The organism is Aeromonas sp. 1805 (assembly GCF_013085525.1).
GTDB classification, from domain to species: domain Bacteria; phylum Pseudomonadota; class Gammaproteobacteria; order Enterobacterales; family Aeromonadaceae; genus Aeromonas; species Aeromonas hydrophila.
Window position 1 is genome coordinate 83,155 of record NZ_CP038515.1, and the last position, 24,048, is coordinate 107,202.

The 24,048-nt window shown below is 63.4% G+C and carries 18 protein-coding genes and 2 pseudogenes; 12 read left to right on the forward strand and 8 right to left on the reverse strand.

The features are described from left to right. Positions 1–27 precede the first annotated feature (27 nt). From E5E96_RS00330 to E5E96_RS00350, 5 genes and pseudogenes are all read right to left on the reverse strand, one after another. Positions 28–3,224: pseudogene (locus E5E96_RS00330) on the reverse strand (efflux RND transporter permease subunit). Then, positions 3,217–4,254: an efflux RND transporter periplasmic adaptor subunit gene (locus tag E5E96_RS00335; RefSeq protein ID WP_171281303.1), complete on the reverse strand. Its 1,038-nt coding sequence runs from the start codon at positions 4,252–4,254 to the stop codon at positions 3,217–3,219. Before E5E96_RS00335 ends, E5E96_RS00330 begins: the two are co-directional and overlap by 8 nt. Before the next feature lie 36 nt (positions 4,255–4,290). Next, complete coding sequence (locus E5E96_RS00340) at positions 4,291–4,737, reverse strand: YeeE/YedE family protein (RefSeq protein WP_171281304.1); 447 nt, start codon at positions 4,735–4,737, stop codon at positions 4,291–4,293. Between the two features lie 13 nt (positions 4,738–4,750). Continuing rightward, on the reverse strand, positions 4,751–5,164 hold the full coding sequence (locus E5E96_RS00345; protein ID WP_171281305.1) for a YeeE/YedE family protein: 414 nt from the start codon (positions 5,162–5,164) through the stop codon (positions 4,751–4,753). Beyond that, on the reverse strand, positions 5,161–5,478 hold the full coding sequence (locus tag E5E96_RS00350) for a helix-turn-helix transcriptional regulator (protein ID WP_011706771.1): 318 nt from the start codon (positions 5,476–5,478) through the stop codon (positions 5,161–5,163). The genes E5E96_RS00345 and E5E96_RS00350 overlap by 4 nt, the downstream gene beginning before the upstream one ends. Positions 5,479–5,566: 88 nt before the next feature. Between E5E96_RS00350 and E5E96_RS00355 the strand changes: the two genes are divergently transcribed. The 3 genes from E5E96_RS00355 to E5E96_RS00365 all read left to right on the forward strand — a co-directional run bounded on the left by E5E96_RS00355 (position 5,567) and on the right by E5E96_RS00365 (position 7,476). Continuing rightward, entirely contained in the window at positions 5,567–5,752 is a 186-nt protein-coding gene (locus E5E96_RS00355) for a DUF2892 domain-containing protein (RefSeq protein WP_171281306.1), read from the forward strand. 416 nt (positions 5,753–6,168) lie between these two features. Beyond that, complete coding sequence (locus tag E5E96_RS00360; RefSeq protein WP_171281307.1) at positions 6,169–6,543, forward strand: hypothetical protein; 375 nt, start codon at positions 6,169–6,171, stop codon at positions 6,541–6,543. 204 nt (positions 6,544–6,747) lie between these two features. Beyond that, entirely contained in the window at positions 6,748–7,476 is a 729-nt protein-coding gene (locus E5E96_RS00365; protein WP_024945078.1) for an MgtC/SapB family protein, read from the forward strand. Between the two features lie 62 nt (positions 7,477–7,538). On the opposite strand, the gene dnaJ is transcribed toward E5E96_RS00365, so the two are convergent. The 3 genes from dnaJ to grpE all read right to left on the reverse strand — a co-directional run bounded on the left by dnaJ (position 7,539) and on the right by grpE (position 11,602). Then, positions 7,539–8,681: a molecular chaperone DnaJ gene (dnaJ, locus tag E5E96_RS00370; RefSeq protein WP_011706780.1), complete on the reverse strand. Its 1,143-nt coding sequence runs from the start codon at positions 8,679–8,681 to the stop codon at positions 7,539–7,541. Between the two features lie 113 nt (positions 8,682–8,794). Continuing rightward, positions 8,795–10,723, reverse strand: a complete 1,929-nt coding sequence (gene dnaK, locus E5E96_RS00375) for a molecular chaperone DnaK (protein ID WP_011706781.1) — start codon at positions 10,721–10,723, stop codon at positions 8,795–8,797. 303 nt (positions 10,724–11,026) lie between these two features. Further along, complete coding sequence (gene grpE, locus E5E96_RS00380; RefSeq protein WP_011706782.1) at positions 11,027–11,602, reverse strand: nucleotide exchange factor GrpE; 576 nt, start codon at positions 11,600–11,602, stop codon at positions 11,027–11,029. Positions 11,603–11,871: 269 nt separating this feature from the next. On the opposite strand from grpE, the gene nadK reads away from it, so the two are divergent. The 9 genes and pseudogenes from nadK to E5E96_RS00425 all read left to right on the forward strand — a co-directional run bounded on the left by nadK (position 11,872) and on the right by E5E96_RS00425 (position 23,851). Then, positions 11,872–12,756 carry an NAD(+) kinase gene (gene nadK, locus E5E96_RS00385; protein WP_005303013.1) on the forward strand — a complete coding sequence of 295 codons (885 nt, stop codon included), beginning with the start codon at positions 11,872–11,874 and terminating at the stop codon, positions 12,754–12,756. A 111-nt stretch (positions 12,757–12,867) separates the two neighbouring features. Then, positions 12,868–14,531: pseudogene (gene recN, locus E5E96_RS00390) on the forward strand (DNA repair protein RecN). 590 nt (positions 14,532–15,121) lie between these two features. Further along, positions 15,122–16,015, forward strand: coding sequence for a DHHA2 domain-containing protein (locus E5E96_RS00395; protein ID WP_043121541.1), 894 nt, complete (start codon positions 15,122–15,124; stop codon positions 16,013–16,015). A 361-nt stretch (positions 16,016–16,376) separates the two neighbouring features. Continuing rightward, positions 16,377–16,817 (forward strand): universal stress protein, encoded by a 441-nt coding sequence (locus E5E96_RS00400; protein WP_171281308.1) that lies wholly within the window; start codon positions 16,377–16,379, stop codon positions 16,815–16,817. A 215-nt stretch (positions 16,818–17,032) separates the two neighbouring features. Beyond that, a complete protein-coding gene (macA, locus tag E5E96_RS00405; RefSeq protein WP_171281309.1) occupies positions 17,033–18,196 on the forward strand; it encodes a macrolide transporter subunit MacA in 1,164 nt (387 codons plus the stop codon). After that, positions 18,193–20,136 (forward strand): MacB family efflux pump subunit, encoded by a 1,944-nt coding sequence (locus E5E96_RS00410; RefSeq protein ID WP_171281310.1) that lies wholly within the window; start codon positions 18,193–18,195, stop codon positions 20,134–20,136. The genes macA and E5E96_RS00410 overlap by 4 nt, the downstream gene beginning before the upstream one ends. Next, positions 20,133–21,506 (forward strand): efflux transporter outer membrane subunit, encoded by a 1,374-nt coding sequence (locus E5E96_RS00415; protein ID WP_171281311.1) that lies wholly within the window; start codon positions 20,133–20,135, stop codon positions 21,504–21,506. Before E5E96_RS00410 ends, E5E96_RS00415 begins: the two co-directional genes overlap by 4 nt. 172 nt (positions 21,507–21,678) lie before the next feature. Next, positions 21,679–22,485 carry a siderophore-interacting protein gene (locus E5E96_RS00420; RefSeq protein WP_042065747.1) on the forward strand — a complete coding sequence of 269 codons (807 nt, stop codon included), beginning with the start codon at positions 21,679–21,681 and terminating at the stop codon, positions 22,483–22,485. A 259-nt stretch (positions 22,486–22,744) separates the two neighbouring features. Continuing rightward, positions 22,745–23,851 (forward strand): 3-deoxy-7-phosphoheptulonate synthase, encoded by a 1,107-nt coding sequence (locus E5E96_RS00425; RefSeq protein WP_171281312.1) that lies wholly within the window; start codon positions 22,745–22,747, stop codon positions 23,849–23,851. The last annotated feature ends 197 nt before the right edge of the window (positions 23,852–24,048 follow it).

Below are 24,048 nucleotides of genomic sequence, written 5' to 3' on the forward strand. Positions count from 1 at the left end.
AGAAGGGCCACCGAGATGGCCCTTCTGTCATTGTGCGTCCGGCTCGTTTGCCGTGATCGCGACTTCACGGCGCGACATCAGGCTGTAGTAGAGCAGCGGGATCACCACCAGGGTGAGCAGGGTGGAGACCAGGATCCCGAAGATCAGGCTGATGGCCAGCCCGTTGAAGATGGGATCATCGAGGATGAACAGGGCCCCGATCATCGCCGCCAGCGCCGTCAGCAGGATGGGTTTGGCCCGCACCTGCGCCGCCGCAATCACCGCCTGCTCGAACGCCACGCCACTCGCCCGCTGCTGTTCGATAAAGTCCACCAGCAGGATGCTGTTGCGCACTATGATCCCGGCCAGGGCGATCATCCCGATCATCGAGGTGGCGGTAAACTGGGCCCCCAGCAGGGCGTGGCCCGGCATCACCCCGATGAGGGTGAGCGGAATGGGCGCCATGATGATGAGCGGCACCAGATAGGAGCGGAACTGGGCCACCACCAGCAGGTAGATGAGGATCATCCCCACCCCGTAGGCAATCCCCATGTCGCGGAAGGTCTCGTAGGTTATCTTCCACTCCCCGTCCCACAACAGCGCCACCTCTCCCAGCTTGTCGGGCTGCTGCACGTAATATTGGGGCAGGTCGATATCGGCGCCAGCGCTAAACATGCCGTAGAGCGGGCTGTCGGTGTGGCCGCCCATGTCGGCCACCACCATCACCATGGGCTGCATGTTCTTGTGCATGATATAGCTGGGGGCCACCTCATCGCGGCGGCTCACCAACTCGGATACCCGCACCAGCTGGCCGCTCTGGCTGCGCACCTTGAGGGCCAGCACGCCGGCCAGATCCCGCTTGTCACCGGGGGCCAGTTCGATGCGGATCGGCACCGGATACTTGGCTCCATTCCCCTGCAGCCAGCTGGCATCCTGATAACCCACCCCGCCATTGAGGGTGCTCACAAGGTCGCCGAGATCGACCCCGAGCAGGGCCGCCTTGCTGCGATCCACCACCAGCCGCCACTTGGGCTGCGGGTCGGTCAGATAGATATCCACGTCCACCAGATCCGGCGTGGCCACAAAACGGGCCTGTACGGCGCGCGCAGCCGCTTCGCGAGTGGCCTGAGTCGGGCCATACACTTCCGCGACGATGGGTGACCAGACCGGCGGGCCGGGCGGCACCTCGACGACTTTCAGGTTGCCCCCCGCCGCGCTGGCGATGGCCTGCAGTGGTGCCCGCACCGACTGGGCAATCTGGTGGCTGCTGCGATGGCGCTCATGCTTGTCTACCAGATTGACCTGAATATCCCCCACGTTGGCGCCGCTGCGAATAAAGTAGTGACGCACCAGGCCGTTGAAGTTGATGGGGGCCGCGGTGCCGGCGTAGATCTGGTAATCCTTCACCTCCGGCACCCTGGCAAGCTCCCTCCCGACCGCCAGCAGGGTGCGCTCGGTCTGCTCCAGGGTCGCCCCCTCCGGCATGTCGAGCACCAGCTGGAATTCCGACTTGTTGTCGAAGGGGAGCATCTTGAGCACCACCCACTGCACCATGGGCATGGCGGCCGCGCCCGCGACCAGCAACAGGATGGCCAGCCAGAGCTTGCTCCTGGCCCTGCTGGCACCAGCGCCCATCAGGAAAGGGGTCATCAGCCGCTGGAAGAGGCCGGCCCTGGCCTCACCGTGGGCGACATGTCCCTCGCTCTTGAGCAGGTGGCTCGCCAGCCAGGGGGAGAAGATAAAGGCCACCAGCAGGGAGATCAGCATCCCCATGCTGGCATTGATGGGGATGGGGCTCATGTAAGGGCCCATCAGACCGCTGACAAAGGCCATCGGCAGCAGGGCCGCGATGACAGTCAGGGTCGCCAGTATGGTTGGCCCCCCCACTTCATCCACCGCCCCCGGAATAAGCTCCTTGAGTGCCCCTTGCCCAGGCCGCGATGGCGGTGGATGTTCTCCACCACCACGATGGCGTCATCCACCAAGATCCCGATGGAGAAGATCAGCGCGAACAGCGACACCCGGTTGAGGGTAAAGCCCCAGGCCCAGCTGGCAAAGAGGGTCAGCGCCAGGGTGATGACGATGGCAACGCCCACCACCAGCGCCTCGCGCCAGCCCATGCTCACCAGCACCAGCACCACCACCGCCGTGGTAGCAAAAATCAGCTTGCCGATCAGGGTGTTGGATTTGGTCTCGGCGGTGACGCCGTAGTCACGGGTCACCGTCACCTCGACGCCAGCAGGGATGAGTCGATTCTTGAGGCTCTCGACCCGCGCTTCCACCCGCTTGGCCACCTCGACCGCGTTCTGGCCCGGCTGCTTGCCGATGGCCAGCGTCACCGCCGGATAACTGCGATCCCCCTGCCCCATCCAGCTGCGCTTGGTCGGGGTCTCCTGACCCAGAGAGACCCTGGCCAAATCTCCCAGATAGACCGGCTTGCCGTCGTGCAGCCCCACCACCAGCTCGCGGGCTTCTTGTTCACTTTGCAGAAACTGCCCCACCTGCACCTTGATCTCCCGGTTGTCCTGCACCACGGCCTGCTCGCTGCCCACCTGATTGGCGGCGGCAAGCCGCTGGTTCAGCTCGCCCCAGCTGATGCCGTGGGCGCTGAGAGCCGCCGGATCCGGCATCACCCGCAGCACGGCACGCTGGCCTCCCAGGCTGTAGATATCGCGGGTACCGGGCAGTCGCTTGAGTTCGGTCTCCAGCTCGTGGGCAACCCGGGTCAGCTCGGCGGCACCTAGCTGTTTTTGCCACTCTTTGCTCCATAAGGTGAGACTGACGATGGGGACATCGTCGATCCCCCGGGGCTTCACCAGTGGCTGACCGACCCCGATCCCCTGTGGCAGCCAGTCGCGGTTGGAGTCGAGCTGGTTGTTGAGATCGACGATGGCCTGTTCGCGACTCACCCCCACCTTGAACACCACTACCAGCAGGGCACCATCAGGGCGAGAGAACGAGTAGAGGGTATCGACCCCCTTGATCTGGGAGACCACCTGCTCGGCAGGGGTGGTGACGAGATACTCCACCTCTGCCGGCGTGGCGCCCGGGAAGGGGATATAGACATCGGCGAAGGTGACATCGATCTGCGGCTCCTCCTCCTTGGGGGTCACCAGCACCGCAAACAGACCGAGCAAGAGCCCCACCAGCGCCAGCAGCGGGGTGATGGCCGAGCCCTGAAACAGCGCCGCCAGTCGGCCAGCTGGCCCCAGCTTCCCTTTATTGCCGTCAACATCGTTACTCATGGGCCACCGCCTGCTGGCGAGCCCAGCCATCCGCCGCTACCTGATCGCCACTCTGGACGCCCGCCAGAATGTCGCACTGCGCCCCCTGACAGTGACCCACCCGCACCGGCGTCAGCGCCCAGCCATCCCCCTGTTTGAGGTAGAGACCGCTGAACTCACCCTGCCTGAGCAGGGCCTGCTCCGGTACCTGCAACTGCTGGCGCTCGCCCTGCTTGAGCTGCACCTTGAGCCACATGCCGGGCAATACCCCCGCAGTTTGCGGCGGCAGGTCGAGGCGCAGCCTGAAGGCGTGGCTCTGGCTGTCGGCATAGTTGAAGCGGGTCAGTTTGAGGGGGGTAACGGTGTTGCCGTCCGGCAGCAGCACCTGCACATCCGCAGGCTGACTGGCGAGGGCGAGCGCAGATTGGGGCAGCTCTACTTCCACCCGCAGCGCATCAAGAGAGAAACCGGAGAGCAGCGGCGTGCCGGGAGCCACCGTCTCCCCCAGCTCCACCAGCCGCTTGGTCACCACTCCGGCGTAAGGGGCCAGAATGCGGGTATAGCCGTAGGCCTCGCGGGCCTGAGTGAGGGCAGCATCGGCGGCGTTCACCTCGGCGCGGGCGGCCCGGTCAGTCGCCTGGGCACTGTCGAGCTGGGCGCGGGTGATCACCCCTTTGGCGATCAGCGCCTGAAAGCGGGCAAGCTGGCGCTCTGCCTCCACCTGCTGGGCCTGTGCCCGCGCCAGTCGCGCCTGGGCCCCCGTGACAGCGGCAAACTGCTCCTTGCCGCTGATCTCCAGCAGGGGTTGCCCGGCCACCACCTCATCGTTCACATCCACCAGCATGCGGGAGACCCGACCGCTGGTCTGGGCCGCTACCGTCCCCTGATGGATGGCACTGACGGTGCCATCCAGGGTGAGCCAGTCGGTCACCTGAAGAGGGGCAAGGGTCAGGGTTGCATCACCATTCACCTCTGCAGACGATGTTATCGGAGAGACAAGAACGGAGACCACGGCCAGCATAGTGGCCCCCAGCAAGCGGATCTGTTCCATGATATTCCTCCTTCCCCGACACCAGGGGCAATCCGTTCAGGCCGAGCGGGGGTGGCAGCGCTTCTCCCGCACCTTCACCCAAACCCGATCAACAAGCAAAATCCCGGCCACCATGGCCGCTATAAACAACATTATCATGGGCTGGCCGCTGGAAATGAGACTCAAGGCAGGCCCCGGGCAGATCCCCGCCAACCCCCAGCCAATGCCGAACAAGGCAGAGCCCCCGACGAGGCGGCGATCCAGTTTGGGAGCCGGCACGCTGGCCATGGGTTCCCCCAGCAGGCTGCGCTTGAGCGGTTTGACCAGCAGGAAGTAACCCGGCATGAACGCCAACAGTGCCCCGCCCATCACGAACGCCAGGCTGGGATCCCAGTGACCCGCCAGGTCGAGAAACCCGATGACCCGGGCCGGATCTATCATGCCAGAGATGGCAAGACCCAGACCAAACAGCAGACCCGCAAACAAACTTGTCAACAATGCCATGATGATCAACCTGTTATAAAACGTGGTGGGTGAGAAAGACGGTGATGAACCCAGCCGCCATGAAGGTGAGAGTGGCGACGGTGGATCGCACTGAAAGCCGCCCCATGCCGCAGATGCCGTGGCCGCTGGTGCAACCATTGCCAAGGCGGGTGCCGATGCCGACCAGCAGCCCGGCCAGCAGCACCAGTGGCCAACCGGGCAGGGTGCTGAATGCGGGCATGCTGACCCACCCCAGGCTCAGCGCCAGCCAGGCCCCCGCCCCCAGTCCCAGCAAGAAGAGCAGCCGCCAGGGTGCCCTGTGTTGCAGCGCACCGGCCAGAATGCCGCTGATCCCGGCCACCCGGCCGTTGAACAGCATCAGGATCAGGGCCGCGAGCCCCACCAGCATGCCGCCGCCCAGAGAGAGCAGCCATTGGCTTTCCATCATCGAGATTCCTTATTTTCTGAGTGACAAAAATGGGTTTGCAGCGCCGCCAGCACATCGACGGCCGCCTCGCTCACCAGCGAGTAGTAGATCTGCTGGGAGACCTTGCGCGAGCGGATAAGGCCCTGGCGCTTCAATACCGACAGTTGCTGGGAGAAGGCCGACTGGCCGAGCTGGCTGTGAGCCAGCAACTCCCCGACCCCCTTCTCCCCCTCCACCAGCTGGCAGAGCACCAGCAGCCGCTCGGGATGAGCCAGCGCCTTGAGCAGGGAGGCGGCAGCTGTCGCGTGTCTGTTCATCTCGTCGAATTGGCTCATGGGAGTAAATTAGCAATTGCTGATATTTGGTTCTATTGTATAAAGCGACACTAAATTAGCAATATCTAAATTAACTAAGGAGAAGGTCATGACGGTAGATAACGGAGTCAGAGTCGTCGCGGGCTGCATGTTGCTGCTCTCGCTGATCCTTACCACCTGGGTTCATCCGGGTTTTGTCTGGCTGAGCGTCTTTGTCGGGGTCAATCTGATCCAGAGCGCCTTCACCGGCTTCTGTCCGGCCGCAATGCTCCTCAAACTGCTGGGGCTGAAATAGCGTGATGGGCAATGAGGGGGAGAGCAGAAGGTGGAACGAGGGCAGTGAGGGTGCTCACCGCACTTTCATCGTCCTGGCGGTAGCCAGCCGGCCCCGATTATTGACAAACTTGTATCTAAATGTTGCTGAAAGGGTGATGAGGCTTTACCTCACCGCTCTGGATGAGTACCATCAGGCCGTCAATCAACAGCGGAGACCATCAGTGGGCAACTCATCAAGTGACAGTTGTAGACCGACCCTCGTCGTCGGTACCCGGGTCGCGAGCTAGCCGCAGGTCTTCTTCTGCCGCATGCTCGCAGCCCTGCGAGAAGCGGAAATCCACTCCCCTCTTCTCTTTTTTACACTTGACGTCAGGTGACCTGGCTTTGCCATGACACCTTGCCTGCATAGTTTCTGCTTCCCACAAGGAGGCTGCTATGCGTTTTATTTCAACTCTGCCCGTATCCAACCGGACTCACCCCCTGCTGAGCAGACTGGGCCGCGGCTTGCTGCCGCTCTGGCTGCGCGGCAAACGACGCCAGCACCACTACCGGCTGCAGATCCGTTGCGAGGATCGGGCCGACATGGAGCAGGTGCTGGATCTGGTGAACCACACCCTGCAACCGGCGGGCCTGCAACCCCTGCAGTCCCTGCGACCCGGTCGCAGCGGCGGGCGGGAGCTGGTGCTCAACCTGCACTGCACCCCACCCCAGCGTCGCTATCTGGTGCAGTTCGTGCATCAGGTGGGGGTACATCACCCGGTTCGCTGGGAGCTGCATCCCCGCCGCGACCCCGAACTCGTGCTCAATTGATCGTGCACGACTGATATCCGGGGCCAGCCATGCTGGCCCCTTTCAATCCGTTTCACCGCCCTGCCCGCCATCCTAGATGGACGGGTCGGGCGCCTAGTGCGTTTTTTCTCGTCAACTCATGGCCTGCACGCACGGGGCCGTTGGCGGGGGTACCGTCCCCTCGCCCGCCTTCAGAAAGGCCATCTGCAACAGAAGGAGTACGCCATGAGAATGTGGCAGCAATTCGACATGATCTCTCTGCTCGACACCCTGGCCAGCCTGCTGCTGGCCTTCGTGCTGGGCAGCCTGGTGGGGCTGGAGCGCCAGTACCGCCAGCGCACCGCGGGCCTGCGCACCAACGTGCTGGTGGCGGTGGGCGCGGCCCTGTTCGTCAACCTGGCCCAGCGCATCTATGACCTGCACGGCGGCACCTATGGGGTGGTACACGTGGTGGCCTACATCGTCTCCGGTATCGGCTTTCTCGGCGCCGGCGTCATCATGCGTGAATCCGGCAACATCCGCGGCATCAACACCGCGGCCACTCTGTGGGGCGTGGCGGCAGTTGGCGCTGCCAGCGGGGCCGGACTGGCCATGGAGGCGATCCTCGGCGCCCTGTTCGTGCTGGCCGCCAACACCCTGCTGCGCCCGCTGGTCAACCAGATCAACCGCCGCCCGGTGGACAACACCGACACCGAGGTAACCTACCGGGTGACAGCCCTCACCCAGCGCGAGTACCAGAAGGAGGTACTGCACTGGCTGGAAGAGATGCTGGAGCAGGCCAACTACCCGTTGAGCGAGCTCGACATCGAGCCCTTCGGCGAACGGGATCTGGAAATTTCGGCAGTGCTGCTGGCCACCTCCATCGATGGAGACGAGCTCGACGCCCTGATGGTGAAGCTCGGCATCCACCCCCACATCAAGCAGGTGTTCTGGCGCGCCAGTACTACGGATTAACAGAAAAAAACCAAAAAAAAGAGCCGGCGCAGGGCCGGCTCTTTTTATCTGGGTCGCGAAAATCAGCTGGTCAGATCGTCGAAGAAGCGTTTCACCCCTTCGAAGAAGCCTTCCGATTTCGGCTTGTGGGTCTTGGCGGCGGCGCCGCTGAAGGACTCGTCCAGCTGGCGCAGCAGCTCTTTCTGGGACTCGGTCAGCTTGACCGGGGTCTCCACCACCACCTTGCACATCAGATCCCCCACCTGGCCGGAGCGCACGGACTTCACGCCCTTGCCCCGCATGCGGAACATCTTGCCGGTTTGGGTTTCCGGGGTGACCTTGAGCTTGACCCGGCCATCCAGGGTCGGCACTTCGATCTCGCCACCCAGGGCTGCCGCGGTAAAGCTGATGGGCACTTCGCAGTAGAGGTTGTTGCCGTCACGCACGAAGATTTCGTGCTCCTTGACGTGTACCTGTACGTACAGATCGCCCGCCGGTGCACCGGCTTCCCCCGCTTCCCCTTCGCCGGAGAGACGGATGCGATCGCCAGTGTCGACGCCAGCCGGGATCTTGACCGACAGGGTCTTGGTCTTCTGGTAGCGCCCCTCGCCATGGCACTTGCGGCACGGATCCTTGATGATCTTGCCGCGACCGTGGCAGTGAGGACAGGCCTGCTGCACCGCGAAGAAGCCCTGACGCATCTGCACCTGGCCGGAGCCGTGGCAGGTCGGGCAGGTCTGGGCCGAGCTGCCGGTGTGGGCACCGGAGCCGTTACAGACTTCACAGTGGACCAGGGTCGGCACCTTGATCTCCTTGGAGACCCCGCGTACCGCCTCTTCCAGCGTCAGCTCCATGGTGTAGCGCAGGTCGGAGCCACGGGCCGGGCCACGACGGCCGCCACCACGGCTGCCACCAAAAATATCGCCAAACACGTCGCCGAAGATGTCGCCGAAATCGGCGCCGCCGCCAAAGCCGCCGTGGCCACCGCCACCCTGGCTCTGATCTACGCCGGCGTGACCGTACTGGTCATAGCGGGCACGCAGATTGGCATCGGTCAGGATCTCGTAGGCTTCCTTGACCTCTTTGAACTTCTCTTCGGCCCCGGCATCGCCCTGGTTGCGGTCAGGGTGATACTTCATGGCCAGACGCTTGTACGCCTTCTTGATCTCGCGTTCGTCGGCATCCTTGGATACCCCGAGCACTTCGTAGAAATCGCGCTTCGACATACTTATCCTGTTGCTATATCAGCAGTTACGCAGACGGGCGTTGGTCACCCAACGCCCGTAAATTCATTGACTAAGCCGATGGGCGAAGCCTGCTTCGCCCATCTGGGTCGGGCTTACTTCTTGTCGTCTTTCACTTCTTCGAACTCGGCGTCGACCACGTCGTCGTCAGCCTTGGCGGAAGAAGAGGACTGACCGGCATCAGCACCGGCGGCACCTTGTGCCTGAGCCTGCTGCTGGGCAATTTCCATCAGCTTCTGGGACGCTTCCAGCAGAGCCTGCTGTTTGGCTTCGATGGCAGCCTTGTCGTCACCCTTGATGGCGCTTTCCAGCTCGCTCAGCGCAGCTTCGATCTTGGTCTTGTCGTCGGCAGGCAGGGCTTCACCGGCTTCGGTGATCTGCTTGCGAACGGAGTGGACCAGACCATCAGCCTGGTTGCGGGTCTGCACCAGCTCTTCGAACTTCTTGTCCTCGGCCGCGTTGGCTTCGGCTTCGCGTACCATGCGTTCGATCTCGTCATCAGACAGACCAGAGGAGGCCTGGATGGTGATCTTCTGCTCCTTGTTGGTCTCCTTGTCTTTGGCGGAGACGTGCAGGATGCCGTTGGCGTCGATGTCGAAGGTCACTTCGATCTGCGGCAGACCACGCGGTGCCGGACGGATGCCTTCCAGGTTGAACTGGCCCAGAGACTTGTTGTCGCTGGCGCGCTTGCGCTCACCCTGCAGCACGTGAATGGTCACGGCAGACTGGTTGTCTTCGGCAGTGGAGAACACCTGGGACTTCTTGGTCGGGATGGTGGTGTTCTTCTCGATCAACGCAGTCATCACGCTGCCCATGGTTTCGATACCCAGGGAGAGCGGGGTCACGTCCAGCAGCAGTACGTCGGTCTTGTCACCAGACAGTACGGCACCCTGGATGGCAGCACCCATGGCCACGGCTTCGTCCGGGTTGACGTCTTTGCGCGGCTCTTTGCCGAAGAAGTCGGCAACGGCCTTCTGCACCATCGGCATGCGGGTCTGACCGCCTACCAGGATGACGTCGTCGATCTCGCCAACGGCCAGACCGGAGTCTTTCAGGGCGACACGGACCGGCTCCAAGGAGTCTTTCACCATGTCTTCCACCAGGGATTCCAGCTTGGCGCGGGTCACCTTGATGTTCATGTGCTTCGGACCGGTGGCATCTGCAGTGATGTACGGCAGGTTCACGTCGGTCTGCTGAGCGGAAGAGAGCTCGATCTTGGCTTTTTCGGCTGCGTCTTTCAGACGTTGCAGGGCCAGTTGATCCTTGCGCAGGTCGATGCCCTGCTCGCGCTTGAACTCTTCAACCAGGTAGTTGATGACGCGGTTGTCGAAGTCTTCACCACCCAGGTGGGTGTTACCGTTGGTCGCCAGTACTTCGAAGGTGGTCTCGCCTTCGACTTCGTCGATCTCGATGATGGAGATGTCGAAAGTACCGCCACCCAGGTCATACACGGCAACCTTGCGCTCGCCCTTAACCTTGTTCACGCCGTAGGCGAAAGCCGCGGCAGTCGGTTCGTTGATGATGCGTTTTACATCCAGACCGGCGATGCGACCGGCATCCTTGGTAGCCTGACGCTGGGCATCGTTGAAGTAGGCCGGCACTGTGATGACCGCTTCGGTCACCGGCTCGCCCAGATAATCTTCGGCGGTCTTCTTCATTTTTTTGAGCACTTCGGCAGAGATCTGCGGCGGTGCCATTTTCTTGCCTTTGACTTCTACCCAGGCGTCACCGTTGTCGGCCTTGGCGATGGCGTACGGCATGATCTCCAGATCGCGCTGTACTTCGTCATCTTCGAAACGACGGCCGATCAGACGCTTGATAGCGAACAGCGTGTTCTTCGGGTTGGTGATGGCTTGGCGCTTGGCCGGCTGACCAACCAGGATTTCGCCGTCATCGGCATAGGCAATGATGGACGGAGTAGTACGGTCACCTTCCGCGTTCTCGATCACGCGAGCATGGTCGCCATCCAGAATAGCGACGCAGGAGTTGGTAGTACCCAGGTCAATACCGATGATTTTACCCATTTGACGAATCTCCAAATACTTTGAATAAACTGGCGAGGGGCTCGCCTTAATGCGTTAACGGCTAGGTGGGGGCTGCCAATCTGGCTTTCAAGCTCCCGGCATCAAATTTTTTGTGCCGCCGTGGCCTTGCACCCTATATGGGGTCGCAAGCCGCCGCTTCAAGCCCCGCCCTGAAAAAACCTGCCTTCATTCATTGCCATTGGCAGGATGAAGACCGGTTATCTGTGCCCCCGGCGACCACGCGGCCGGGGCACTTGCCAATAAAAAGCCCGCCGAGCGGCGGGCTCAGCACAGCGATGGGGCTCAGGCCGGGGCCTTGGAAACCATCACCATGGCCGGACGAATGACGCGGCCGTTGAGCTCGTAACCCTTCTGCATCACCGCAATGACGGTGTTGGGGGCAAGCTCGGCGTTCTCGATCATGCTCATCGCCTGATGGGCATTGGGGTCGAACGGCTGATTGAGCGGGTCCAGCGGATTGAGGCCGAACTTGCCGACCGAGCTCTGCATGGATTTGAGGGTCAGCTCGACCCCTTCGATCATCGGCTTGAGCGCCTCGTTTTCCTTGTCGGCCAGCTCGATGGCACGCTCCAGGTTGTCCAGTACCGGCAGCAGCTCGGCGGCAAACTTCTCCAGCGCGAACTTGTGGGCCTTCTCCACGTCCTGGGCCGCACGGCGACGCAGGTTTTCCATCTCGGCGACGGCACGAATGGCACGCTCGCGCTCCTCGAGGGAGGCTTGCTGGGCAGCATCCAGTTGTGCCTCAAGCTCGGCAATGCGGGCCTGCTCGGCTGTCACTTCACTGTCTACATCGGTCGGCTCGACTGGCTGGGCTTCCACTTGCTCCATCGCTTCAACCTTTTGTTCTTCGTGGTTCATGACATCTCCAATTCCGGGGTTACTTATTGAGGGCCCGACCACCCGGTTGAGCGACCGGACGGCAATGGGCCGACTATGTTGGCGCTATTATGGGGATGGATCCCCGGCTTTCAAGGGGAAAAAGGCGCCATTATCGCCAAGAGCGTGCAGCGGCGGGCAATTTGGGGCTTTTTCCCCGCATTCGCTGCGGCCGGACCAGCCGGTGGCAGACAAATCCCCCCCAAAGCGCGGTATACTCCCCCCAATACTCATCCCAGACCCGACAGACTATGGATTCTCCGTTCAAAACCATCGCCCTGATTGGCAAACCCCACCACGAAGGGGCCAACCAGACCCTGACCGGCCTGCATCAATACCTGACCACCCGCGGTTTTCGGGTACTGGTGGAGAGCCGGGTGGCCCATGCCCTCGGCATCATGGACGAGAACGTGATGGACCTGGTGCAGCTGGGCCAGCAGGCGGATCTCGCCATCGTGGTCGGTGGTGACGGCAACATGCTGGGGGCCGCGCGGGTGCTGTCGCGCTTCGACGTGGCGGTGATTGGGGTGAACCGGGGCAACCTCGGTTTTCTGACCGATCTCTCGCCGCAGGATTACCTGCTGCCGCTGGAGCAGGTGCTGTGCGGCCACTACAAGAGCGAGCACCGCTTCCTGCTGGAGGCGGCGGTCTATCGCCACGGCGAGCGCAAGTCCAACAATCTGGCGGTCAACGAGGCGGTGCTGCACCCGGGCAAGATTGCCCACATGATCGAGTTCGAGGTCTACATCGATGGCAGCTTCATGTACAGCCAGCGCTCGGACGGCATCATAGTGGCCACCCCCACCGGCTCCACCGCCTACTCATTGTCGGCGGGGGGCGCCATCCTCACCCCCAAGCTCAATGCCATCACGCTGGTGCCCATGTTCCCGCACACCCTGAGCAGCCGCCCCATCGTGCTGGACGCCGACAGCGAAGTACGGCTGCTGGTCTCACCGGACAATCAGGACGACGCCATGCAGGTGAGCTGCGACGGTCAGGTGACCCTGGCGGTCCACCCGGGGGACGAGATCCTCATCAAGAAGAGCAGCCACAAGCTGCATCTGGTGCATCCGCTCGACTACAGCTACTTCCACGTGCTGCGCAACAAGCTCGGCTGGGGCAGCAAGCTGTTCTGACCCACGCTTGACGTTCCTGCGCATCCTGTTGCGGGTCGACTCTTTACTGTATGGAAAACCAGTATATACTGGATGCATACACAGTAATGTTGGCCCATACAGGATGAGACCATGCTGACCCAGCTGACCGTCAACAACTTCGCCATCGTCAAGTTTCTCGAACTCGATCTGCAACCGGGTATGACCTGCATCACGGGTGAGACCGGGGCCGGTAAATCCATCGCCATCGACGCCCTGGGCCTGTGCCTGGGGGAACGGGCCGAGGCCGGCATGGTACGACCGGACAGCGACAAGAGCGAGGTCAGCGCCCGCTTCCTGCTGGACGGCAACCCGGCCGCCCGCGCCTGGCTCGCCACCAACGAGCTGGAAAACGAAGGGGAGTGCATCGTGCGGCGGGTCATCTCCGCCGAGGGGCGCTCGCGCAGCTACATCAACGGCGTGCCCGTCCCCCTCACCCAGCTCAAAAACCTGGGCCAGCTGCTGGTCAACGTCCATGGTCAGCATGCCCACCAGATGTTGCTCAAACCCGACTACCAGCTCGCCCTGCTCGATGGCTACGCCGGCCACCATCTGCTGCTCGATGAGGTGCGTCGCCACTACCAGCAGTGGCGCCAGCTGCAGAACGAACTCAACCGGCTCAAGGCCGAGCAGCAGCAGCGGGAGGCCCGTCGCCAGCTCATCGAATATCAGGTGCAGGAGCTGGACGAGTTCGCCCTGCAACCGGGGGAGTTTGAAGAGATTGAAGAGGAGCACCAGCGGCTGGCCAACGGCACCGAGCTGATGCAGGAGTGCGGCGCCTGTCTCGACCTGCTCTATGACAACGAGGAGACCACCATCGCCGGCCTGCTGCAGACCGTCGTTGATCGGGCCGAGAGCTTGGTCGCCATGGATAGCCGGCTTGGCGACGTGCTCGGCATGCTCAACGAGGCGCTGATCGGGGTACAGGAGAGCCACAGCGAACTGCGCAATTATCTGGACCGGCTGGAGCTGGATCCCGAGCGTTTCAACGAGCTGGAGGCCCGCCTCTCCAAGGCCATCAATCTGGCCCGCAAGCACCACGTCAAACCGGCCGAGCTGGCTCTGCACCACCAGGAGCTGGCCTCGGATCTCGCCCGCCTCCACTCCGACGAGGAGCGCCTGGAGGGGATGGAAGACGAATTGGCCGAGGCCCGCCTGGCCTTTGTGCAAGCCGCCGAGGCCCTGAGCCAGAGTCGCCAGCGCTACGCCGAGGAGCTTGGCGCCAAGGTGAGCGCCAGCATGCACGAACTGGCGATGCCGGATGGCCGCTTCGCCATCGAGGTACGCCCCGATGCCCAGAGCAGCCTCTCGCCCCTTGGCATCGATCGGGTGGAGTTCATGGTCACCACCAACCCTGGTCAGCCGATCCAGCCGCTCGGCAAGGTAGCCTCCGGCGGTGAACTGTCGCGCATCAGCCTGGCCATCGTGGTCATCAGCGCCCGCAAGGTCTCCACCCCCACCCTGATCTTCGACGAAGTAGACGTGGGCATCAGCGGCCCGACCGCCGCCGTGGTGGGGCGCCTGCTGCGCCAGCTGGGTGAATCCACCCAGGTGATGGTGGTCACCCACCTGCCACAAGTCGCTGGCAAGGGCCATCAGCACATGGTGGTCAGCAAGCACACCGACGGCAAGACCACGGAAACCCAGATGCAGGCGCTGGATCAAGGGGCCCGTCTCAACGAGCTGGCCCGCCTGCTGGGGGGGATCAGATCACCGACAATACCCTGGCCAACGCCCGCGAACTGCTGGCCTGCTGAGATACAGGTCAGCCATCTGCATGCGGGGTCCACGGTGAGCATCAGGTGCCCCACGTAACCTCGCCTGCTGGTGACGGCGGTTTGCGGCTACTGGAGCATCATCACCATGCCGCCGTTGCCGCATCCTGAAGGGTCCCCCCCGGCGGTTTGCATGGTCACGGCCTGCCTGGTCGGGCTGGGGTTGGTGCATCCTTGTCGCTAACCAACCCGAGCCACGGCCTTATCTCTTTGCTTGCCCGCGTCTCCTCTCCAACTCCTGCGGCGTGAACCTTGCGGCCATGGACGAGCCCACCGGCGCTTACCACGCGGCTATCTCCTTCCGCTTGTCTCCCTGTCCGGTCTTGCCTCCCTCCCAGCCCTAATCTGCTACCCTGGTCTGTCTCCCTGTCCTGCCCCCAGACGATTCAGCAGCAGGAGTGGGCGCCCCTTTGACCACAGGATTTCGCCCGCAGCAGAGCGGCCTGCGCCGGTTGCCATGAGCGGGGACGGCGCATAGAGTGAAACCAGAGCGGGGGCCAGCCCCTGTTTTCCCATTTGCCCCGCATACCTGATCTTGCCTCAGGTACGTCATCAACCGCAGGAATGGCACCATGCTCCACGTGTTTGGTCACAAGAATCCCGACAGCGACAGTATCTGTACCGCTCTGGTTGCCGCCGACTGGCTCACTCGGCAGGGTCGGGCGGCCCAGGCCTATGCCCTCGGTGAGCCCATCGCCGAGACCCGCTTCATTCTGGAAACTGCCGGCGTTGCCGCCCCGCCTCTGCTGCAGGGCAGCGTGGCCAACAAGGAGGTGTTCCTGGTGGATTTCAGCGAGCTGGAGCAGGGCCCCGAAGGGCTGGCCGAGGCGGACGTGCAGGGTCTCATCGATCACCATCGCATCGGTACCCTCATCACCCGGGGCCCGCTCGATGCCTGGATCCGGGCCGTCGGGTGCAGCGCCACCGTGCTGCTGGAGCTGATGGGCTATGACACCCTCTCCCGCGCCCAGGCTCGCCTGCTGCTGGGGGCCATCATCAGCGATACCTTCAGCCTCACCTCGCCCACCACCACGGCCCGCGACCGCGCCGCCGTCCATGCCCTGCTGCCGCTGGCCGATCTGGCGCTGGAGCCCTTTGCCCAGACCCTGCTGGAACGCCGCACTCAGCTCGGTGACGCCCCCATGACCGAGCTGCTTGCCGCCGACGAGAAGGCCTACCAGATCGCCGGCTATCAGCTCTATGTCAGCCAGATCTGCGTGATGGATCCCGCCCAGCTACACAGCCGCCAGGCCGAGCTGGAACAAGCCATGCAAGCGCGACTGATGCAGGATGAGCTGGATGCCTATGTGTTGATGCTGACCGACCTGGCCAAAGGGGGCAGCCAGCTCTACTTCGCCAGCAACGGCATTCTGCCCGAGCAGCCGACGCATCTGGTTGGCGCCGTCAGCCGCAAGAAAGAGGGGCTGCCCTGGCTGACCCGCTATCTCTCCGGCGAGCAGATCTGACCCCAGGCGGCGAGCCGGCCTCTGCCGGCTCGCCGCCCACTCCTCTTTTCAGTCCCCTTCACCCTCTGCCTCACCGGCCTATTCATGGCGCTTCCCGGCCAGGCAACTCATGCTTTGCTCACACTTTTACCGCCTCGTCCCCCATTTTCCCGCCAAAACCCGGTTTTCCTTCATTTTCCATTCAACTCAGTCTGTTATGATGATGTAAACGAACATGGCCTGGCGATGCATCACCGACACGAGGTGACACCTGCCGCACAGAGAGCCAGGTTCGTGCTATGCGACACATAGCGGGCACACAGTGGTATGGGACAGGCCGTTTGTCCCGGGTGACCCGCGCCATGCCAAGGGAGAACTGCTTATGACCTCAACCAATATTGTGCTGTTGCTGGAAGGCAAGGATTACGAGCAGGAGACGCTGGCCAAAGCGAGTCAATTGGCACAAGCCATGGGGAGCGAGCTGACCCTGTTGCACCTGACCCACAGCAGCAAGATGCGCCGCAAGAGCCTGTCGCTGTCGGAAGAGGAGCGCAGCGCCCAGGGCACGCTGGATGCCAAGGCCATCATCAGCGAACTCATCACCACCCTGCAGCACCCGGTGGATTATCAGTGTCTGGTGGTCGACGACGTGGTGCCCGACCTGAAACGCTGGCTGGCCGCCCATCCGACCGATCTGCTGCTGGTCGGCAGCCGCCACCACTGGATGGAAGGCTCCCTGGCCCGCCTGCTCATCTACAAACTGCCGATCGACATCCAGATCTGCCACGAGCCCTACAGCGAGCAGCTCAAAGCCGTCGGTTGATGACCGGGGTGCCCACCCGCGAGGTGGGCACCCTGTTGCCACCTCTCTTGCGGGGTCCTTTTTACCCCGCCATCCCCTGCTTGCCTTCCTCATTGCCCCGGCCTAATGACAAGGCTATCTACATGTTTCCTTACATATTCATCGCTGTTTTTTAAGCCTCGTTTGCTGCAGGATATTGCCCTTGCACGCCTTCGTTCGCTTCTTTCAGGTGAAACATGAACATAACTCCCCAGCAGAGAAAAATTGCCCTGCTCGCCCTCGTCTCCCTGCTCGCCATCGGCTGGCTGATCTGGCCGAGCAAGGCGCCCGAGCCGGTGCTGACCGCCCAGGTGACCCGTCAGGACGTGGAGCAGACCGTGCTGGCCAGCGGGGTACTGCAGGCCATCGAGCAGGTGGACGTCGGTGCCCAGGTCTCCGGCCAGGTCACCTATCTCGCGGTGGAGGCGGGCCAGAAGGTCAAGCAGGGGGATTTGCTGGCCGAAATCGACCCGCTGATCGCCCAGAACAACCTCAAAACTGCCGAGGCGGATCTCGCCAGCCGCCGCGCCCAGCTCAAGATCAAGCAGGCCCAGCTCAAGCAGAATGAGCTGAGCTGGCGCCGTCAGCAGCAGATGTTCAGGCAGGAAGCGAGCTCGCGCGCCGATCTGGAGAGCGCCGAAGCCCTGCTGGCCGTGACCAAAGCCGAGCTGCAGAGCGCCCAGGCCGAGGTCGAGAATGCCCAGATCAAGGTGGAGCGCACCAAGACCGAGCTCGGCTACAACCGCATTCAGGCCCCCATGGATGGCACCGTCGTCAGCATTGTGACCCGTCAGGGCCAGACTCTGGCTGCCAGCCAGACGGTGCCGACCCTGCTCAAGCTCGCCAACCTGGAGACCATGACGGTCAAGGCGCAGATCTCGGAAGCGGACGTCACCCGGGTCAAGGCCGGCATGCCGGTCTACTTCACCCTGATGGGAGACCCGGATACCCGCTACCACGGCACCCTGCGCACCGTCGAGCTGGCTCCCACCAACATCAACGAGCAGGCCACCAGCACCACGGCCACCAGCAACGCCGCCGTCTACTACTACGCCCTGTTCGATGTGCCAAACCCGGATCACACCCTGCGGGTCGCCATGACCACCCAGGTCACCATAGTGCTCGGCGAACGCAAGCAGGTGCTGACCATTCCGCAGACCGCCCTTGGCAAGAAGCTCGGGGAGAACGAGTACGAGGTCACCCTGCTCAAGGAGGACGATCAGAAGGAGACCCGCCGCATCAAGACCGGCATGAAGGACGACATCAAGATCGAAGTGGTCAGCGGCCTGAACGAGCAGGAGAAGGTCACCCTGGGCCAGGGCAAGCCGGCCAGCAACAATGACATGGAGATCATGTTGTGAGCGAGCCGCTGATCCAGCTCAAGGGGATCGAGCGCCGCTATCAGAGCGGGGAGCAGGAAGTGACCGTACTCCATCCGCTCGACCTCACCATCGAGGCGGGGGAGATGATCGCCATCGTCGGCGCCTCCGGCTCCGGCAAATCGACCCTGATGAACCTGCTGGGCTGCCTCGATCGGCCGAGCAGCGGCCAGTACCTGTTCCGCGGCCAGGATACCGCGACCCTGGATGCCCTCTCCCTCGCCCGGCTGCGCTGCCACCACTTCGGCTTCATCTTTCAGCGCTACCACCTGCTGCCGCACCTCAATGCCGCCGCCAACGTGGAGATCCCGGCCGTCTATGCCGGTATGCCACGGGCCGAGCGCCAGGCCCGCTCCCAGGCGCTGCTCACGCGACTGGGGCTCAGCGATCGCAGTCATCACACCCCGAGCCAGCTCTCCGGCGGCCAGCAGCAGCGGGTCAGTATCGCCCGGGCGCTGGCCAACGGCGGCGAGGTGATCCTGGCGGACGAACCGACCGGGGCCCTCGACAGCCAGAGCGGCAAGGAAGTGATGGCCATTCTCAAGGAGCTCCACGCCCAGGGCCACACCATCATACTGGTGACCCACGACATGGAGGTGGCCAGCCACGCCGACCGGATCATCACCCTGAAAGATGGCCGGGTGCAGGAGGACAGCGGCCGCAAGCCGGCGGCCGTCCCCGTGACCCCGACCGCCGCCCCTGCCGGCAAGGAAGGGGCAGGCCACGACTGGGATCGCTACCGGGAAGCGGCGCGCATGGCGCTGCATGCCATGCTGGCCCACCGCATGCGCACCTTCCTCACCATGCTTGGCATCATCATCGGCATCGCCGCCGTGGTGAGCGTGGTGGCGCTCGGCCAGGGGGCCCGCGCCAAGGTGATCGATCAGATCAACGCCATGGGCACCAACACCATCGACATCTTCCCCGGCAAGGATTGGGGGGACGAGAAGGCAGCCAGCATCCAGACCCTCAACAAGCGGGATCTCGACGCCCTGCTCGGTCAGCCCTACCTGGAAGGGGCCAGTCCCCAGATAGCCGCCCCCGGCCAGCTGCGTTATCGCAACAAGACCAGCAGCGGCAGCATAGTGGGGGTCGGCAACGACTTCTTCCGGGTCAAGGGGATGAAGCTCACCAACGGCCGGTTGTTCGACGAGCGCGACATCCAGAACCGGGCGGCGGTGGCGGTGGTGGACGGCAAGACCATCGAGAGCCTGCTCGGCAAGCAGGATCCCGTCGGTCAGGTGGTGCTGGTCGGCACCCTGCCGGTGCGCATCATCGGCGTGGTGGAAGAGGAGACCGGATTTGGCCGCAGCAGCCAGTCGGTGAACGTCTGGCTGCCCTACAGCGCCGTGATGAGCCGTCTCATCTCCCAGAACCACTTCAGCCAGCTCACCATCCGGGTCAAGGACGGGGTGCAACCGGCGCTGGCCGAACAGGCCGCCATCGAGCTGCTGACCCAGCGCCACGGGGTGAAGGACTTCTTCACCTTCAGCAGCGACAGCATCATCAAGTCGGTGGAGAAGACCACCGCCACCATGACGCTGCTGGTCTCCGCCATCGCGGTGATCTCCCTTATCGTCGGCGGTGTCGGGGTGATGAACATCATGCTGGTGTCGGTGGTGGAGCGTACCCGCGAGATCGGCATCCGCATCGCGGTCGGTGCCCGCCAGTCGGACATACTGCAGCAGTTTCTGATCGAGGCGGTGATGGTGAGCCTGCTGGGCGGCATGCTCGGGGTCGGCGTCTCCCTCTTCATCGGCCTGCTCTTCTCCCTGTTCGTGGAGAGCATCCAGATGCACTTCTCGCTCTTTTCCATCCTGATGGCGTTTGGCTGTTCCTCGCTCATCGGGATCCTGTTTGGCTATCTGCCCGCCCGCAATGCTGCCCGGCTCGACCCGGTCGAGGCGCTGGCGAGGGAATGACGATGTACCACTTATCCAAACTGGGGCTCTGCCTCACCCTGGCACTCGGTCTCAGTGCCTGCAGCCAGCAGAGCAGCTATCAGCGGCAGGATCTGGCGCTGGCCGACCACTGGCAACAGCCGGACGACGGCCTCACCCAACAGCAGGCCGGCCCCTGGTGGCAAGGCTTCCACGACCCCGAGCTGGATCGGCTGATCGAGGCCGTGCTGGCCGCCAACCCGGACATGCAGGTAGCCGGCCTGCGTCTGCGCAGTGCCCTGCTCGGCGCCGATCTGGCCGATACCAACCTGACCCCCTCGGTCAATGCCGGCATCAGCGGCAATGGCACCAAGGACCTGAACAGCGGCAAGGCCAGCGGCAGCATGGGTCCCTCCCTGACCCTCGGCTACGAGGTGGATCTGTGGGGCCGGCTCGCCTCGGTGCGGGATCAGGCGAGCTGGGAGGCCGAGGCCTCCGCCCAGGATCTGGCGGCCACCCGCCTGATGCTGATCGGCAAGGCGCTGGAGCAGTACTGGCAACTGGCCTATCTCGGCTCGGCCATCACCCTCGGCCAGCAGCAGCTCGCCAACTATGAGCGTGCCGAGCAGCTGACCCAGGCCAAGTACCGGGCCGGCGCCGTGACCCGGCTCGACCTGGTGCAGGCCAGCCAGCAAAAAGCCGGCAAGCAGGCGGAGCTCAGCTCGCTCCTGATGCAGCAGGAGCAGGCCCGCAATGCCCTGCGGCTGTTGCTCGGCCGCAGTAGCGGCCCGCTGGCGTTCGAACCCAAGGCGCTGCCGACGGCCCCCATCCCCACGCTGGCGGTCGGCATTCCGGCCGATGTGCTGGCGTGGCGCCCCGACGTGCGCGCCGCCGAGCTGCGCCTGCGCAAGACCCTGGCGAAGGGGGACGAGATCCGCACAGGTTTCTACCCCACCCTGAGCCTGACCGGCGGGGCCAGCAGCAGCTCGGACACCCTGACCCAGGTGCTGCAAAACCCGGTGGGTACCCTGGGCGCCACGCTGGCGCTGCCCTTCCTCGAGTACAACAAGACCCGGCTCGCCATCGCGGGCTCCAGGCTCGATTACCAGATAGCCGAAGCGGAGTTTCGCAAGCAGCTCTACAGCGCACTGGTGGAGGTGGAAGATGGTCTGGCCGCCCGCCACCACGGCGAGCAGCGCCTGAGCTACCTGGCTGAGCAGCTGGACTTTGCCAAGGAGGCGGAGCGGCTGGCCAGAGCCCGCTACCAGGCTGGTGCCACCGGGGTACAGCCCTGGCTGGATGAGCAGAACCGGTTGTGGGATGCCGAGCTCGCCCTGCTCGGCCAGCAGAAGGAGCAGCTCAACACCATGGCCAGGATCTACAAGGCGCTGGGGGGGAGCGATCGCAGCTGACCCGCCTTGCCTGATGCCCTCGCACCGCGCAAGGGCATCAGGCCTCTCCCTTATTCTTTCCCCTTGTGTGCCTTGTCCCCTCGACCAGGGTCTGACCGCTGGCACACAAAGCAATTGATAATAATTTTCATTTAATGAAGAATGGGCGCCATTATCAGTCAGGAGTATACCCATGTCCCAGTCCGCCCCGGTCAATCGTCCCCGTCTGCTCACGGTCAAGCACATTCAGGATGTGAGCCCGCACCTGCGCCGGATCTGCCTGACCAGCCCGGAGCTCGCTGACTACCCCTTCACCTGTGGCGGCGCCCATATCAAGATCATGCTGCCCCAGCCGGGCCAGGCCCACGCCGTACTGCCCACCCCCACCCCGCAGGGGCCGCGCTGGGAAGATCCGAGCCAGCGCCCCATCATGCGTACCTTCACCATTCGCGCATTTCGCCGCGAGGCGCTGGAGCTGGATATCGACTTCGCCCTGCACGGCGATGGCGGCCCTGCCAGCCGCTTTGCCAACGAGGTCAAGCCAGGCGACCTGCTGGCCATCTCGGGCCCCGGTGGTCCGGACCCCATGCTGCAGCCTGCCAGCCACTACTACATGGTGGGGGATCTCACCGCCCTGCCCGCCATCAGCGCCATGGCCGAGGTGATGCCCGCCGATGCCCGCGGCCACATCGCCCTGCTGGTGCCCTATCAGGAAGATGTGCAGGATCTGTCGCTGCCCGCCGGGGTAACCCTGCGCTGGTTTGTCGGCTCCCCCGAAGAGACGGCGCCGCTGGTGGAGTACTTCACCGCCCTGCCGCTGGAAGAGCAACAGAGCTACTTCTGGTTCGGCGGAGAAGAGGGATTGGTGGTCCCCATGCGCCGCCACGTGCGGCGCACGCTCGAGGTGGATCGCACCCGGGTCTACGCCGTGCCTTACTGGCGCCACGGTAAGGATGAAGAGGCCTATCACCACGCGCGTCACGACGTGATGGACAGCTGAATCAGCTGATTTCCCCCTGAAATATCAAGCTCATGGTCTGCCGGCCATGGGCTCGATTGCCATTGGTGCAATGCCACCCGCCTGTTCTCCCCCCCATTCTGGTATGCCGCTCGGTTGTGCTTGCATTTGTGGCCGACAACAAGATAATGATAATCACTCTCAATAATAACAGGTGATGACGCCCCATTGCAGCTCCCTCGCCCGGGTCCCGGTGTGGAGTGCACGTCATTCACTCCATTTGCACAGCAAGGTAATCCAGATGGCAGTCTTGAACTCGGTAATGCGCGCCTTCGCGGTGGAGGCTCTCCCCACTCCTGCCGACCTGTTGGCACTTCACCCCTGTCCCGCCGACCTGGCAACCCGGATCGATCAGCACCGTCAGCAGGTTCGCAAGATCCTGAGCGGGGAAGACGATCGCCTGCTGGTGGTCATCGGTCCCTGCTCCATTCACGATCCCCTCGCCGCCCTCGATTACGCCCGGCGGCTGGCGGTGCTGGCCCACGACTATCGGGATCGGCTGCAGATCGTGATGCGCACCTATTTCGAGAAGCCCCGCACCACGGTGGGCTGGAAGGGGCTGGTGTTCGATCCCCATCTGGACGGCAGCAACGACATAGGTCATGGCCTGCAGCTGGCACGCCAGCTGCTGCTCGACATCAACCGACTGGGGCTGGCCACCGCCACCGAGTTTCTCGATACCACCAGCTTCCTCTACCTGGCCGATCTCATCAGCTGGGGGGCGATCGGCGCCCGGACCACGGAGTCACAAGTGCACCGGCAGCTGGCCTCAGCCCTGCCTTGCCCCATCGGTTTCAAGAATGGTACCGATGGCAACATCCGGGTGGCCATCGATGCCATCCAGGCCAGCGAAGCGTCCCACCTGTTTACCGCCCCCGGCAGCCAGGGCGGCATGGTGGTGATCAAGAGTGAGGGCAACCCGGCCGGCCACATCATCTTGCGTGGCGGCACCCGCCCCAATTATCACCAGAGCGACGTGGAAGAGGCGGCCGAGCGACTGGCACGGCAGGGGCTCACGCCCCGGTTGATGGTGGATTGCAGCCACGGCAACAGCCAGAAACTGCACAAGAACCAGATCCGGGTGGCAGGAGAGCTCTGCCGCCAGCTGGGGGAAGGCAGCGACGCCATCGCCGCCGTCATGGTCGAGAGCTTCCTGCAGGGGGGCAGCCAGAAACCGGCGCCACTGGCCGAGCTGGTGTATGGCCAGTCGGTTACCGATGCCTGCCTGTGCTGGGACGATACCCAGACCCTGCTCGCCATGCTGGCAGAGGCCGTCGAGACACGGCGCCAGCATCCTGGTCGGGCACAACCGGACATCGCCCGCTGGCATGCCCAGCTGGCAAGTTGAACGACCATCAGCAATAAGGCTCTCACAACGGGAGCCTTATTATTTTGCCGATATTCCTGCCCTGTCGACCGCTCTGGTCTACCGATTAAATGACCAGCTCACTCTTTTTCCATGCAAAGTACGCTGACATTCGGATCCGGCTGGAATTAATAATATGTTGGCTCAGGTATTACCCACTGCAGGCCGCAGACCAGCAG

Excerpts from the sequence above, each read along its gene's own strand:
- E5E96_RS00335 (WP_171281303.1), bottom strand. The coding sequence starts at position 4,254 with ATGGAACAGATCCGCTTGCTGGGGGCCACTATGCTGGCCGTGGTCTCC.
- E5E96_RS00340 (WP_171281304.1), bottom strand. The coding sequence starts at position 4,737 with ATGGCATTGTTGACAAGTTTGTTTGCGGGTCTGCTGTTTGGTCTGGGT.
- E5E96_RS00345 (WP_171281305.1), bottom strand. The coding sequence starts at position 5,164 with ATGATGGAAAGCCAATGGCTGCTCTCTCTGGGCGGCGGCATGCTGGTG.
- E5E96_RS00350 (WP_011706771.1), bottom strand. The coding sequence starts at position 5,478 with ATGAGCCAATTCGACGAGATGAACAGACACGCGACAGCTGCCGCCTCC.
- E5E96_RS00355 (WP_171281306.1), top strand. The coding sequence starts at position 5,567 with ATGACGGTAGATAACGGAGTCAGAGTCGTCGCGGGCTGCATGTTGCTG.
- E5E96_RS00360 (WP_171281307.1), top strand. The coding sequence starts at position 6,169 with ATGCGTTTTATTTCAACTCTGCCCGTATCCAACCGGACTCACCCCCTG.
- E5E96_RS00365 (WP_024945078.1), top strand. The coding sequence starts at position 6,748 with ATGAGAATGTGGCAGCAATTCGACATGATCTCTCTGCTCGACACCCTG.
- dnaJ (WP_011706780.1), bottom strand. The coding sequence starts at position 8,681 with ATGTCGAAGCGCGATTTCTACGAAGTGCTCGGGGTATCCAAGGATGCC.
- dnaK (WP_011706781.1), bottom strand. The coding sequence starts at position 10,723 with ATGGGTAAAATCATCGGTATTGACCTGGGTACTACCAACTCCTGCGTC.
- grpE (WP_011706782.1), bottom strand. The coding sequence starts at position 11,602 with ATGAACCACGAAGAACAAAAGGTTGAAGCGATGGAGCAAGTGGAAGCC.
- nadK (WP_005303013.1), top strand. The coding sequence starts at position 11,872 with ATGGATTCTCCGTTCAAAACCATCGCCCTGATTGGCAAACCCCACCAC.
- E5E96_RS00395 (WP_043121541.1), top strand. The coding sequence starts at position 15,122 with ATGCTCCACGTGTTTGGTCACAAGAATCCCGACAGCGACAGTATCTGT.
- E5E96_RS00400 (WP_171281308.1), top strand. The coding sequence starts at position 16,377 with ATGACCTCAACCAATATTGTGCTGTTGCTGGAAGGCAAGGATTACGAG.
- macA (WP_171281309.1), top strand. The coding sequence starts at position 17,033 with ATGAACATAACTCCCCAGCAGAGAAAAATTGCCCTGCTCGCCCTCGTC.
- E5E96_RS00415 (WP_171281311.1), top strand. The coding sequence starts at position 20,133 with ATGACGATGTACCACTTATCCAAACTGGGGCTCTGCCTCACCCTGGCA.
- E5E96_RS00420 (WP_042065747.1), top strand. The coding sequence starts at position 21,679 with ATGTCCCAGTCCGCCCCGGTCAATCGTCCCCGTCTGCTCACGGTCAAG.
- E5E96_RS00425 (WP_171281312.1), top strand. The coding sequence starts at position 22,745 with ATGGCAGTCTTGAACTCGGTAATGCGCGCCTTCGCGGTGGAGGCTCTC.